The sequence below is a fragment of the Aeromonas encheleia genome (genome assembly GCF_900637545.1).
In the GTDB taxonomy this organism is placed as follows: Bacteria; Pseudomonadota; Gammaproteobacteria; order Enterobacterales; family Aeromonadaceae; genus Aeromonas; species Aeromonas encheleia.
Genome location: NZ_LR134376.1, coordinates 1,056,607 through 1,069,473 on the forward strand (window position 1 = coordinate 1,056,607; position 12,867 = coordinate 1,069,473).

The window sequence follows — 12,867 nt, forward strand, 5'->3', positions numbered from 1 at the left end:
ACAGACAGGGGAGCGAGGCTCCCCTGTTGTATTTAGTCCGCCTGGTATTCCTGGACGAAGGCGTCCTGGTGACGCTGGAAGATCCAGTCTCGCAGCTGTTCCCGGTCCGTTTTGTCCAGCTCGAACTGCAGGGCCCAGTCGTGCCGCTGCTTGCGCGAGCGGATGCGCCTGATCAGGGTGCCGCTCAGTGGCAGAGGGGGCAACCCTTCGATCTGCAGGCTGCCGTTGAGGGCATCCCCCTTGGTCAGCGCCGCTGGCAGCCCTTCGACGATCAGGCCGCCGACCGACAGGCTGTGGACCGAATAGTTGCCATCGGCCGTCTGCAGGCTGGCCTTCTCATCGAGGCGCCAGGCGCGCAGGTGAGGGTAGCCCAACTCGGTGATGCTCGGGGCGGCGATGCGCAGCTCGGTGTGACCCTCCTCGTCTTCGGTGCAGTGCAGCGGAAAGCGCAGCTGATGGCCGGCGATCCGTGCCTCGAGGACCAGGGGATCGGCCCGTTGCAGCAGGCGGAGCAGGGGGAGGTTCAGATAACCGCGCAGGAACTGGCCGGCGGCCTTGTCCTCGGTGTCTCCCAAGTCCTGCAGCATGGCCAGCTCTTCTTCGGTGAGGATCTGATGCTTGTCCATAGTGGATGTCCGCAAGTATTCATCGCAGGTTAAGGGCCTGACGACTATTTTGGCAAGCGACTTGGGAAGAAGGGAAATGAAGGAAAGAGCGAATGCTCTTTCCTGTTACTTGCGCGGTAATTGGATCTTGGGTTCAGTCGCCTGACGATAGATGGTCAGCACATGGCCCATGCTCTGTACCTTGATGGAGCCGGTCTCACGGACGATGGCTTCCATCACCAGCTGTTTCATCTCACGATCTTCAGACGACACCTTAACCTTGATCAGCTCGTGGTGGTTCAGCGCCAGATCGATCTCGGCCAGCACACCTTCAGTCAGGCCGTGTTGTCCCAAGAGGACGACCGGCTTCAGGCTGTGGGCAAGGCCCTTGAGGTACTGTTTCTGTTTATTGTTGAGAATCATGGCAATTTCTTCATAAGTCAGGGTTGAAAGGGGCGTATTCTACCCCCACTTAGCCCTTAATACTAATAACCCTTGTGGTTTTTTAAAGTCGACAATCATGACCCAGAAAAAACATTCCCCCAGTTCAACCCGCTGGTTAAAAGAACATTTTGACGATCATTACGTCAAAAAAGCCCAGAAGTTGGGACTGCGTTCCCGCGCCGTGTTCAAGATCGATGAGATCCAGGGCAAGGACAAATTGCTCAAACCGGGCATGACGGTGGTGGATCTGGGGGCGGCCCCCGGTGGCTGGTCCCAGTTCGCCATCAATCAGGTGGGTGACAACGGGCGGGTGATCGCGTGCGATATTCTGCCGATGGATTCCATCGCCGGTGTCGATTTCCTGCAGGGGGACTTTCGGGAGGAAACTGTGCTCGGCGCCTTGCTGGCACGGGTGGGCCCGGACAAGGTTGATGTCGTCATGTCTGACATGGCGCCCAACATGAGCGGTACCCCGCAGGTGGATCAGGCACGCTCCATGTATCTGATCGAGCTGGCGCTGGATATGTGCAATCAGGTCCTACGTACCAACGGCAGTTTCGTGGTCAAGGTGTTCCAGGGAGAGGGTTTTGATGCCTATCTCAATGAAATTCGTAAACTTTTTTCTGCCGTCAAGATACGTAAACCAGACTCCTCCCGTGCCCGTTCACGAGAAGTCTACATTGTGGCTACCGGTTTTAAACTGTAGTACCCTAACCCTCATCGTTAACTGTCAGTCTGCGAGGTCATTGATTTGAGTGACATGGCGAAAAACCTAATCCTGTGGCTGGTCATCGCCGTCGTGTTGATGTCGGTGTTCAATAGCTTCAGCCCCAGCGATACTACCAGTCGCCAGCTGGACTATTCCAGCTTCGTTAAAGAAGTGACCCAAGAGCAGATCCGTGAAGTGCGGATGGATGGCAAGGTCATTAATGGCGTCAAGCGCACCGGTGAGCGTTTCACCACCATCATCCCGGCGCCGGATCCCCAGCTGCTCAACGACATGCTCAATCACAATGTGAAGGTCATGGGTGAGAAGCCGGAAGAGCCGTCTCTGATCACGTCCATCTTCATCTCCTGGTTCCCGATGCTGTTGCTGATCGGTGTCTGGGTCTTCTTCATGCGTCAGATGCAAGGCGGCGGTGGCAAGGGTGCCATGTCGTTCGGCAAGAGCAAGGCTCGCCTGATGAGTGAAGATCAGATCAAGACCACCTTCGTCGACGTCGCAGGCTGTGACGAGGCCAAGGAAGAGGTCAAAGAGCTGGTCGACTACCTGCGTGATCCGACCAAGTTCCAGAAGCTGGGTGGCAAGATCCCCACCGGCGTGCTGCTGGTTGGCCCGCCCGGTACCGGTAAGACCCTGCTGGCCAAGGCCATCGCGGGCGAGGCCAAGGTGCCTTTCTTCACCATCTCCGGTTCTGATTTCGTCGAGATGTTCGTGGGTGTCGGTGCCTCCCGGGTACGCGACATGTTCGAGCAGGCCAAGAAGTCGTCTCCCTGCATCATCTTCATCGATGAAATCGATGCGGTCGGTCGTCAGCGTGGCGCCGGTCTCGGTGGTGGTCACGACGAGCGTGAGCAGACCCTGAACCAGATGCTGGTCGAGATGGATGGTTTCGAAGGCAACGAAGGCGTCATCGTCATCGCCGCCACCAACCGTCCCGACGTGCTGGATCCTGCGCTGCTGCGTCCAGGTCGTTTCGACCGTCAGGTCGTGGTCGGCCTGCCGGATGTCCGTGGTCGCGAGCAGATCCTCAAGGTACACATGCGCAAGGTGCCGTTGGCGGATGACGTCAATGCCGCTGTGATTGCACGTGGTACCCCGGGCTTCTCCGGTGCCGATCTCGCCAACCTGGTCAACGAAGCCGCCCTGTTCTCCGCCCGTGAGAGCCGTCGTGTGGTCTCTATGCTGGAGTTCGAGAAGGCCAAGGACAAGATCATGATGGGGGCGGAGCGTCGCTCCATGGTGATGAGGGACTCCGAGAAGGAGATGACGGCTTACCATGAGGCGGGTCACGCCATCATCGGTCGTCTGGTACCGGATCATGACCCCGTCTACAAGGTATCCATCATCCCGCGCGGTCGTGCGCTGGGGGTGACCATGTACCTGCCCGAGCAGGATCGCTGGAGCCACTCAAAGCAGCATCTGGAGTCCATGATCTCCAGCCTGTACGGCGGTCGTCTGGCGGAAGAGCTGATCTACGGTGCCGAGAAGGTATCGACCGGTGCCTCCAACGACATCGAGCGCGCGACCGACATCGCCCGCAAGATGGTCACTCAGTGGGGCATGTCCGAGCGTCTCGGTCCCATGCTCTATGCGGAAGAAGAGGGCGAAGTGTTCCTCGGCCGCAGCATGGCCAAGGCCAAGCACATGTCTGACGACACCGCTCGGGTCATCGACGCCGAGGTCAAGCAGGTCATCGATCGCAACTACGCCCGCTCCAAGCAGATCCTGCTGGACAACATGGACGTGTTGCACACCATGAAAGATGCGCTGATGAAGTACGAGACCATCGACGCCAAGCAGATCGACGATCTGATGGCCCGTCGCGAGGTGCGTGCTCCCAGCAACTGGCACGACGAGCACGGTGATACCCCGCAAGGCGGCGCCAGCGTGAGCAGCGAGCCTGAGGCCAAGAGCCAGGCCGATGACAGCAGCGCACCGCTGACCGACATCGACAAGGCCAACGACATCCCGGCCAAATAATTTGTCATGATCCAAACCCCGGGCTTGCCCGGGGTTTTTCTTTATGCGGATGCTCGGATTTTCTTTATACAGGTGGAGGCAAAGATGCAACTGAACAGCAAGGGGCGCAGCCTGTCCCTCGATCGCCCCCATGTCATGGGGATCCTCAACGTGACCCCGGACTCCTTCTCCGATGGCGGTCGCTTCAGTCAGGTGGAGCAGGCCATGGCTCATGCGCGCCAGATGGTGGAGGAGGGCGCCACGCTCATCGACATCGGCGGTGAGTCGACCCGCCCCGGGGCGCCCGATGTGAGCGTGCAGGAAGAGCTGGACCGGGTGATCCCGGTGGTTGAGCGGATGGGACAGGAGCTGGATGTCATGATCTCCCTCGACACCTCGAAAGCTGTCGTGATGCGCGAAGGCTGCGCCGCAGGTGGCCATCTCATCAACGACGTGCGGGCCCTGCTCGAGCCTGGTGCCTTGTCCGCCGCGGCAGAGGCTGACGTGCCCGTCTGCCTGATGCACATGCAGGGGCAGCCGAGGACCATGCAGGCGGAGCCCCATTACGACGATCTGCTGGGGGAGGTGAGGGCCTTCTTCGATGAGCGGATCGCGGCCTGCCTAGCCGCAGGCATTGCGCGCCAGCAGCTGTTGCTGGATCCGGGCTATGGCTTTGGCAAGACGGTGACGCACAACTATCGGCTGCTGGCCAAGCAGCAGAAGTTGCTCGATTACGGCCTGCCGCTCTTGGTGGGGATGTCGCGAAAGTCTATGATAGGCAATCTGCTCGGTCGCTCGGTTGATGAGCGGCTGGCCGGCAGTCTGGCCTGCGCCCTGATCGGGTTGCAACATGGCGCCAGGATCATCCGGGTGCACGACGTGCGATCCACCATGGATGCGCTGCGCGTCGGCTGGATGACAATGACGGGACAAGATTTCGTATCCAGATGAAATAACGAGAACAGACCATGACCAGAAAGTACTTCGGCACAGATGGTGTGCGCGGCAAGGTGGGTGAATTCCCGATCACCCCGGATTTCGTGATGAAACTGGGTTGGGCCGCGGGCAAGGTGCTCTCCAAGAAGGGCACCAAGAAGGTGCTGATCGGCAAGGATACCCGCATCTCCGGCTACATGCTGGAGTCGGCCCTGGAGGCGGGCCTCTCCGCCGCCGGTCTCAAGGCCATACTGATGGGGCCCATGCCCACTCCGGCGGTCGCCTACCTGACCCGCACCTTCCGGGCCGAGGCCGGCATCGTCATCAGCGCCTCTCACAACCCCTATTACGATAACGGCATCAAGTTCTTCTCCGCCGACGGTACCAAGCTGCCGGACGACGTCGAACTCGCCATCGAAGCCGAGCTGGATCACGAACTCAAGTGCGTCGAGTCGGCCGAGCTCGGCAAGGCGCAGCGTATCGACGATGCCGCCGGTCGTTACATCGAGTTTTGCAAGAGCACCTTCCCCACCCACCTGAGCCTAGAAGGGGTGAAGATGGTGGTGGATTGTGGTCATGGCGCCACCTATCACATCGCCCCCTCGGTGTTCCGCGAGCTGGGTGCCGAGGTGATCGCCATCGGCTGCAGCCCGGATGGCCTCAACATCAACGACGGGGTCGGCTCTACCGCCCCGGAGGCGCTGGCCGCCAAGGTGCTGGAGTGCAAGGCCGATCTCGGTGTCGCCTTCGACGGTGACGGCGATCGCCTGGTGATGGTGGATCACACCGGTTACATCATCGACGGGGACGAGATCCTCTACATCATCGCCCGTGATGCGCTGCGCAATGGTCGCCTCAAGGGCGGTGTGGTCGGTACCCTGATGGCCAACATGGGCCTGGAGCTGGCGCTGCAGACCCTTGGCATCCCGTTTGCGCGGGCCAAGGTGGGCGACCGTTACGTGCTGGAGATGATGAGCGAGAAGGGCTGGCGCATCGGCGGTGAAAACTCCGGCCACATCATCTGCCTGGATCAGACCACCACCGGGGATGGCATAGTCGCCGCCCTGCAGGTGCTGACGGCGGTATGCTCCGCCGAGATGCCGCTGGCCAAGCTGCGCTCCGGCATGAGCAAGTTCCCGCAGGTGCTGGTGAACGTGCGCTTCGCCGAAGGCAAGGATCCGCTGACCTCGCCAGCCGTGCTCGCCGAAGTCAGCAAGGTGGAGCAGGAGCTGGCCGGTCGCGGTCGCGTCTTGCTGCGCAAATCCGGCACCGAGCCGCTGATCCGGGTCATGGTGGAAGGGGAGCATGAGCAACAGGTGCTCGACATGGCGAACCGCATTGCCCGACAGGTCGAATCGGCGTTTTAATGAGCAAAAGGGGCGGCTTTTTAGCCGCCCTGGTTGTATCTTGTTCAAACGATTCGAAAATTCAAAAATAGCGCTTGTCAGCTGACATTCCTCTGGATATTATCAGCCCGCTTTCGCAAGGGAGTTGCCGATGGGACATCGCAAGCCGATTGTAGCCGCCAACTGGAAGTTACACGGTAGTAGGTCGCAGTTAGAACAGTTTACTGGCCAGTGCCTGCAAGGCATCGATGAGCAAGTAGATGTGGTTTTGTGTCCATCCCATGTGCATCTCGACTTCACGGCTTCGCTGCTCGACGGGCAGAGGATGATGAAGTTGGGGGCTCAGAATGTGAGCCAGCACCAATCGGGCGCTTACACGGGTGAAGTCTCGTGTAAGATGCTGGTTGAGGCAGGGTGCCGTTACGTACTGGTAGGGCACTCCGAGCGCAGGCGTCTCTTTGGTGAGACCAGCTTTATCGTCGCAGAGAAGTTTGCGGCAGCCAGAGCGGCAGGCTTGATCCCCATCCTCTGTTTGGGGGAGTCAGGTGCGGCGAGGCAGGCGAGAAGAACCTTCGAGGTGATCGCCGAAGAGCTGGATATTGTCATAGAGAAAAATGGCGCGATGGCTTTCGATAATGCTATCATCGCCTACGAGCCGATTTGGGCTGTAGGTACAGGTAAATGCGCCACACCCGAGCAGGCACAAGAGGTTCATTCCTTTATACGCGGTCGCTTGGCGGAGGATACTCCGGTAATAGGTGAGAAAGTAAGAATCATCTATGGTGGGAGCGTGACACCGGCCAATGCACGAGATTTGTTTGCCCAGCCCGACATTGATGGCGGTCTGATTGGCGGTGCGAGTCTCGATGACAAGGCGTTTTTAGGAATTGTTGAAGCGGCAAAGGGTGCAAGTTAAATGTACGAAATTCTTTTAGTCGTTTATCTGTTGGTGTCATTGGCCCTGATTGGTCTGGTGATGATTCAGCAAGGTAAAGGGGCTGACATGGGCGCCTCCTTCGGCGCAGGGGCATCGAATACCGTATTCGGCTCCGGTGGTTCAGGCAGTTTCCTGACCCGAACAACAGCAATTTTGGCCACTCTGTTCTTCTTGATTAGCCTGGTATTGGGTTCCATGTCCAGCAACAAGGTGAAACAGGGTAGCGAATGGGAAAATCTGCAACAGACTCAACAAGTTGAGCAGACCAAAGCGCCAGTCAAGAAAGACACTGACGTTCCCGAGTAAAGAGTTTTTGCCGTGGTGGTGGAATTGGTAGACACGCTATCTTGAGGGGGTAGTGCTCTAGGGTGTGCGGGTTCGAGTCCCGCCCACGGCACCAATTAAGTAGTGAGCTCGGGTAACCGGGTATATTATAGCCAGTCAGTCTTGTATGACGAGAGTGAAGTAGCTATAATCTCGCACGATTTCGGACGCGGGGTGGAGCAGCATGGTAGCTCGTCGGGCTCATAACCCGAAGGTCGTCGGTTCAAATCCGGCCCCCGCAACCAAATTTCACGCATTTCCTACGCTCAGGAAGGCGGTCGCTGCGAGGCGACAATCAGGGTAAAGCGCCAAGCCCCGATTTGACATCGGGGCTTTTTGTTATGTGCGATTTACTCTGAATCGATCTCTATCTGGGCTTTATGCCCTTTTTTTGTTTTTCGGAGGGTGACTTTGGCTACGTTGGAACAACGTTTGACCGATCTGCTCGAGGCTCCGGTCGTTGCCTTGGGTTTTGAACTTTGGGGTGTTGAGTTTATCCGTGCGGGTAAACACTCGACCTTGCGCGTCTTTATCGACTCGGAGCAAGGCGTGACGGTGGAAGACTGTGCCGAGGTGAGCCGCCAGGTTGGCGCCATCATGGACGTTGAAGATCCCATCACCGAGGAGTACTTCCTGGAAGTCTCTTCGCCCGGTCTGGATCGTCCGCTGTTCAAGGTTGCCCAGTTCGAAAAATACGTTGGCCAAGAGGCGGCGGTTTCGCTCCGGATGGCAACAAATAACCGCCGCAAGTTCAAAGGCGTGATCAAAGCTGTGCAGGGCGACATGGTCACCCTGACAGTGGATGGTAAGGACGAGGTGTTGGCTTTCACCAATATCCAAAAAGCGAACATAGTGCCGAACTTTGGTTAACGAGGCTATCGGATATGAATAAAGAGATTTTGCTGGTCGTTGACGCTGTGTCCAACGAGAAGGCTGTTCCCCGCGAGAAGATCTTCCAGGCTCTGGAGACTGCGCTGGCGACTGCGACCAAGAAAAAATACGAAGGCGAGATTGAAGTTCGCGTCGAGATCGATCGCAAGACCGGTGACTACGACACCTATCGCCGTTGGGTTGTGGTGGCCGATCAGGCCTCCATGGAGAACGCTTACGGTGAAATCACCCTGGAAGCGGCCCAGATAGATGACCCCGAAATCCAGGTGGGTGAGTATGTTGAAGACCAGATCGATTCTGTCACCTTCGACCGCATCACCACCCAGACCGCCAAGCAGGTTATCGTGCAGAAAGTGCGCGAAGCCGAGCGCTCCCAAGTCGTTGACCAGTTCAAGGACAAGGAAGGCACCATCATCAGTGGCGTGGTCAAGAAGAGCAACCGTGACAACGTGATCCTGGATCTGGGCAGCAATGCCGAGGCGGTGATCTTCCGTGACGACATGCTGCCGCGCGAGACCTTCCGTCCGGGCGACCGCATCCGTGGCCTGCTCTATGCCGTACGCCCCGAAGCCCGTGGTTCCCAGCTGTTCGTCAGCCGTTCCAGCCCGGACTTCCTGAAAGAGCTGTTCCGCATCGAAGTGCCAGAAATCGGCGAAGAGATGATCGAAATCATGGGCGCCGCCCGTGATCCGGGTTCCCGCGCCAAGATCGCGGTCAAGACCAACGATCGTCGTATCGACCCGATCGGTGCCTGTATCGGCATGCGTGGTGCTCGGGTGCAAGCCGTCTCCGCCGAGCTGAGCGGTGAGCGTGCCGACATCGTGCTGTACGATGACAACCCCGCTCAATACGTGATCAATGCCATGGCGCCGGCCGATGTGGCCTCCATCATCGTCGATGAAGACAACCACACCATGGACATCGCCGTGGAAGCCGCCAACCTGGCCCAGGCCATCGGTCGCAACGGTCAGAACGTGCGTCTGGCGTCCCAGCTGACCGGTTGGGAGCTGAACGTCATGACCGTCGAGGACATGCGTTCCAAGCACCAGGCCGAGAACGATCGCATCCTGACCCTGTTCACCAGCGCCCTCGACATCGACGACGATTTCGCCGGTCTGCTGATGGAAGAAGGTTTCTCCACTCTGGAAGAGATCGCCTTCGTACCCGTCAATGAGCTGCTGGCCATCGACGGTCTGGACGAAGACATGGTGGAAGAGCTGCGCAAGCGTGCCAAGGATGTCCTGACCACCAAGGCCCTGGCCAAAGAAGAATCCTTCGACGGCGTAGAGCCTTCCGAAGACCTGCTCAATCTGGCTGGCCTCGGTCGCGACATGGCATATGCCCTGGCCGCGCGCGGTGTTGGCACCCTGGAAGATTTGGCAGAGCAAGGTATCGACGACCTTGCCGACATTGAAGAGCTGACCGCTGAGAAAGCCGGTGAGCTGATTATGGCTGCTCGCAATATCTGTTGGTTCGGAGAAGAGCAGTCTGAATAAGATCAAACGGAGGAAAATGAATGGCAGAAGTATCAGTCAAACAACTTGCCACTGACATCGACACGCCGGTTGATCGTCTTCTCCAGCAGTTTGTCGATGCCGGTATCAGCAAGAGCAAGGCCGACGACCTCGTCAGCGAGTCTGAAAAACAGACTCTGCTGGCTCACTTGAAAAAACAGCATGGAGGTGACGAGCTCACCGCACCTGCCCGCATGACTTTGCAGCGCAAGACCAAGAGCACCATCAGTGTTCAAGGGACCGGCGGCAAGAACAAAGAAGTGCAGGTTGAAGTGCGCAAGACTCGCACCTATGTAAAACGCTCGGCGCTGGAAGATGAACAGCGTCAGGCGGAAGCCGAGGAAACAGCGCGTTTGGAAGCAGAAGAAAAAGCTCGTCACGAGGCCGAAAACAAGGTCCGTCTCGACGCTGAAGAGAAGGCTCGCCGTGAGGCTGAGCAGGCTCGTCGTGAAGCTGAGGAAAAGGCGCGGATCGAGGCACAATCAAAGGCTCGACAGGCTCCACAGCCCGCCAAAGTAGCCGCTAGCACAGCTCAGCAAGAGGCAGAAAAGATGGCCAAGCGCGAAGCAGAAGAACTGAAGCGCCAACAGGAACAAACCGCTTTGCAAAAAGCAGAAGAACTCGCCGCGAAGAAAGCCGAAGAGGCTCGCGTCATGGCGGAACAGAACGGCCCTCGCTGGGCTGAAGAAGAAGCTGCTCGCGCCAAAGAGAGCAGTGATTACCATCTGACCACCAACAAGCATGCGCAAGCCGCAGAAGACGAGTTGGACCGGAAGGAAGAGACCAGTCGTCGCACTGCTGCTGCTGCAGTCAAGGCCCCGAAAAAGGCCACTCGCCGCGAAGACGACCGTGACTCCCGCAACCCCCGTGCCCGCAAAGGCAAGCGCGGCAAGATGGCCATGCCAAACGCCATGAAGCACGGCTTCAACAAGCCGGCTGCCGTGGTGAACCGTGACGTGGTGATCGGCGAGACCATTACCGTGGCCGAGCTGGCCAACAAGATGGCCGTCAAGGGTGTCGAAGTCATCAAGGCGATGATGAAGATGGGCGCCATGGCCACCATCAACCAGGTGATCGATCAGGAAACTGCTCAGCTGGTCGCCGAGGAGATGGGCCACAAGGTGTTGCTGCGTCGTGAGAACGAGCTGGAAGAGGCGGTACTGTCCGATCGTGACGAGACCTCCGAAGCCAAGCCGCGCGCTCCGGTCGTGACCATCATGGGTCACGTCGACCACGGCAAGACCTCCCTGCTGGATTACATCCGCAAGGCCAAGGTCGCCGCTGGCGAAGCCGGTGGCATCACCCAGCACATCGGTGCCTACCACGTCGAAACCGACAGTGGCATGATCACCTTCCTGGATACCCCGGGTCACGCTGCCTTTACCTCCATGCGTGCTCGTGGTGCCAAGTCGACCGATATCGTGGTACTGGTCGTGGCTGCCGATGACGGCGTCATGCCGCAGACCATCGAAGCCATCCAGCACGCCAAGGCGGCAGAAGTGCCCATCGTGGTTGCGGTCAACAAGATCGACAAGCCTGAAGCGGATCCGGATCGCGTCAAGACCGAGCTGGCCCGTTACAACGTCATGTCCGAAGACTGGGGTGGCGATAGCCAGTTCGTGCACGTCTCCGCCAAGTCTGGCGAAGGCATCGACGATCTGCTGGAAGCCATCCTGATCCAGTCCGAAGTACTGGAGCTGAAAGCGGTTGTCGATGGCATGGCCAGCGGCGTCGTGATCGAGTCCTTCCTGGACAAGGGTCGTGGTCCTGTTGCTACCGTGCTGGTACAAGAAGGTACCCTGCGCCAGGGCGACATCGTGCTGTGTGGTCTGGAATACGGTCGGATTCGTGCCATGCGTGACGAACTGGGTCGCGAGATCAAGGAAGCGGGCCCGTCCCTGCCGGTCGAGATCCTGGGTCTGTCCGGGGTGCCGTCTGCCGGTGACGAAGCTACCGTCGTACGTGACGAGAAGAAGGCCCGTGAAGTGGCACTCTATCGTCAAGGCAAGTTCCGCGACGTCAAGCTGGCACGCCAGCAGAAGGCCAAGCTGGAAAACATGTTCGCCAACATGACCGAGGGCGAAGTGTCCGAAGTGAACGTGGTGATCAAGGCCGACGTACAGGGCTCCGTACAAGCTATCTGCGATTCGTTGGTCCAGCTCTCTACCGAGGAAGTCAAGGTCAAGATCGTGGGTTCAGGGGTCGGTGGTATCACCGAAACCGACGCCACCTTGGCCGCGGCATCCAGCGCCATCCTGGTGGGCTTCAACGTCCGTGCCGACGCTTCTGCGCGCAAGGTCATCGAATCCGAGAGTCTGGATCTGCGTTACTACTCCGTCATCTATGATCTGATCGACGAAGTGAAGCAGGCCATGAGCGGCAAGCTGGCCCCTGAGTATCGTCAGGAGATCATCGGTCTGGCTGAAGTGCGTAGCGTCTTCAAGTCACCGAAGTTCGGCGCCGTTGCCGGCTGTATGGTTACCGAAGGTGTGGTCAAGCGTTCCAACCGTATCCGTGTTCTGCGTGAAAACGTGGTCATTTATGAAGGCGAGCTGGAATCCCTGCGTCGCTTCAAGGATGACGTCAACGAAGTCCGCAACGGTTACGAGTGTGGTATCGCGGTCAAGAACTACAACGACGTACGCGAAGGCGACCAGATCGAAGTTTACGAGACTGTTGTCATTCAACGGACTCTGTAAGCCGAGCATTAGACAAAATAGGGGGCTGCGGCCCCCTTTTATCGCAGGATAGAAATATGGCCAGAGAATTCAGCCGGACCAGCAGGGTCGGCCAGCAGATCCAGCGCGAAATCGCACTGATCTTGCAGCGTGAGGTGAAAGACCCGCGCATCGGCATGGTAACCGTCTCGGACGTGGAAGTGTCCAAGGACCTTAACTACGCCAAGATATACGTCACCTTCTTGCAGCTGGATATCGATGCCGAGCGTATCGCGGAAGGGCTCAAGGGCCTGACCGAAGCGGCTGGCTACATCCGCAGCCTGCTCGGCAGCGCCATGCGTCTGCGGGTGGTGCCTGAGCTGCGCTTCTACTACGACCAGACCCTGGTCGAGGGTATGCGCATCTCCAACCTGGTGTCCAACACAGTGCGTGACGACAAGCGTCGCATGGCCGAAGCCGGCCGTGAGGAAGACGAAGCCGCACCGGATGATACAGAGGATAAAGTCTGA

General features: G+C 58.4%; 12 protein-coding genes and 2 tRNA genes. 12 read left to right on the forward strand and 2 right to left on the reverse strand.

The window, feature by feature from the left end; all coding sequences use genetic code 11:
- Positions 1-32 precede the first annotated feature (32 nt).
- The gene (locus EL255_RS05040) at positions 33-626 is read right to left on the reverse strand and encodes a PilZ domain-containing protein (protein ID WP_042652795.1); all 594 of its coding nucleotides are present in this window, start codon (positions 624-626) and stop codon (positions 33-35) included.
- A gap of 105 nt (positions 627-731) precedes the next feature.
- Positions 732-1,028, reverse strand: a complete 297-nt coding sequence (gene yhbY / locus EL255_RS05045; RefSeq protein WP_042652794.1) for a ribosome assembly RNA-binding protein YhbY — start codon at positions 1,026-1,028, stop codon at positions 732-734.
- A 97-nt stretch (positions 1,029-1,125) separates the two neighbouring features.
- On the opposite strand from yhbY, the gene rlmE reads away from it, so the two are divergent.
- The 12 genes from rlmE to rbfA all read left to right on the forward strand — a co-directional run bounded on the left by rlmE (position 1,126) and on the right by rbfA (position 12,867).
- Positions 1,126-1,755 (forward strand): 23S rRNA (uridine(2552)-2'-O)-methyltransferase RlmE, encoded by a 630-nt coding sequence (gene rlmE, locus EL255_RS05050; RefSeq protein WP_042652793.1) that lies wholly within the window; start codon positions 1,126-1,128, stop codon positions 1,753-1,755.
- 45 nt (positions 1,756-1,800) lie between these two features.
- On the forward strand, positions 1,801-3,753 hold the full coding sequence (gene ftsH / locus EL255_RS05055; protein ID WP_042652792.1) for an ATP-dependent zinc metalloprotease FtsH: 1,953 nt from the start codon (positions 1,801-1,803) through the stop codon (positions 3,751-3,753).
- 84 nt (positions 3,754-3,837) lie between these two features.
- Positions 3,838-4,683: a dihydropteroate synthase gene (gene folP / locus EL255_RS05060; RefSeq protein WP_042652791.1), complete on the forward strand. Its 846-nt coding sequence runs from the start codon at positions 3,838-3,840 to the stop codon at positions 4,681-4,683.
- 17 nt (positions 4,684-4,700) lie between these two features.
- Positions 4,701-6,035 carry a phosphoglucosamine mutase gene (gene glmM / locus EL255_RS05065; RefSeq protein WP_042652790.1) on the forward strand — a complete coding sequence of 445 codons (1,335 nt, stop codon included), beginning with the start codon at positions 4,701-4,703 and terminating at the stop codon, positions 6,033-6,035.
- 130 nt (positions 6,036-6,165) lie between these two features.
- Complete coding sequence (tpiA, locus tag EL255_RS05070) at positions 6,166-6,930, forward strand: triose-phosphate isomerase (protein WP_042652789.1); 765 nt, start codon at positions 6,166-6,168, stop codon at positions 6,928-6,930.
- Entirely contained in the window at positions 6,931-7,257 is a 327-nt protein-coding gene (secG, locus tag EL255_RS05075; protein WP_025326063.1) for a preprotein translocase subunit SecG, read from the forward strand.
- A 9-nt stretch (positions 7,258-7,266) separates the two neighbouring features.
- Positions 7,267-7,351 (forward strand) — tRNA-Leu (locus EL255_RS05080).
- A 92-nt stretch (positions 7,352-7,443) separates the two neighbouring features.
- A tRNA-Met gene (locus tag EL255_RS05085) sits at positions 7,444-7,520 on the forward strand.
- Positions 7,521-7,686: 166 nt separating this feature from the next.
- Entirely contained in the window at positions 7,687-8,145 is a 459-nt protein-coding gene (rimP, locus tag EL255_RS05090) for a ribosome maturation factor RimP (protein WP_042652788.1), read from the forward strand.
- Positions 8,146-8,159: 14 nt separating this feature from the next.
- Positions 8,160-9,662, forward strand: a complete 1,503-nt coding sequence (gene nusA / locus EL255_RS05095; RefSeq protein WP_042652787.1) for a transcription termination factor NusA — start codon at positions 8,160-8,162, stop codon at positions 9,660-9,662.
- A 20-nt stretch (positions 9,663-9,682) separates the two neighbouring features.
- On the forward strand, positions 9,683-12,379 hold the full coding sequence (gene infB / locus EL255_RS05100; protein ID WP_042652786.1) for a translation initiation factor IF-2: 2,697 nt from the start codon (positions 9,683-9,685) through the stop codon (positions 12,377-12,379).
- A gap of 56 nt (positions 12,380-12,435) precedes the next feature.
- Positions 12,436-12,867 (forward strand): 30S ribosome-binding factor RbfA, encoded by a 432-nt coding sequence (gene rbfA / locus EL255_RS05105; protein WP_042652785.1) that lies wholly within the window; start codon positions 12,436-12,438, stop codon positions 12,865-12,867.

Excerpts from the sequence above, each read along its gene's own strand:
- EL255_RS05040 (WP_042652795.1), bottom strand. The coding sequence starts at position 626 with ATGGACAAGCATCAGATCCTCACCGAAGAAGAGCTGGCCATGCTGCAG.
- yhbY (WP_042652794.1), bottom strand. The coding sequence starts at position 1,028 with ATGATTCTCAACAATAAACAGAAACAGTACCTCAAGGGCCTTGCCCAC.
- rlmE (WP_042652793.1), top strand. The coding sequence starts at position 1,126 with ATGACCCAGAAAAAACATTCCCCCAGTTCAACCCGCTGGTTAAAAGAA.
- folP (WP_042652791.1), top strand. The coding sequence starts at position 3,838 with ATGCAACTGAACAGCAAGGGGCGCAGCCTGTCCCTCGATCGCCCCCAT.
- glmM (WP_042652790.1), top strand. The coding sequence starts at position 4,701 with ATGACCAGAAAGTACTTCGGCACAGATGGTGTGCGCGGCAAGGTGGGT.
- tpiA (WP_042652789.1), top strand. The coding sequence starts at position 6,166 with ATGGGACATCGCAAGCCGATTGTAGCCGCCAACTGGAAGTTACACGGT.
- secG (WP_025326063.1), top strand. The coding sequence starts at position 6,931 with ATGTACGAAATTCTTTTAGTCGTTTATCTGTTGGTGTCATTGGCCCTG.
- nusA (WP_042652787.1), top strand. The coding sequence starts at position 8,160 with ATGAATAAAGAGATTTTGCTGGTCGTTGACGCTGTGTCCAACGAGAAG.
- infB (WP_042652786.1), top strand. The coding sequence starts at position 9,683 with ATGGCAGAAGTATCAGTCAAACAACTTGCCACTGACATCGACACGCCG.
- rbfA (WP_042652785.1), top strand. The coding sequence starts at position 12,436 with ATGGCCAGAGAATTCAGCCGGACCAGCAGGGTCGGCCAGCAGATCCAG.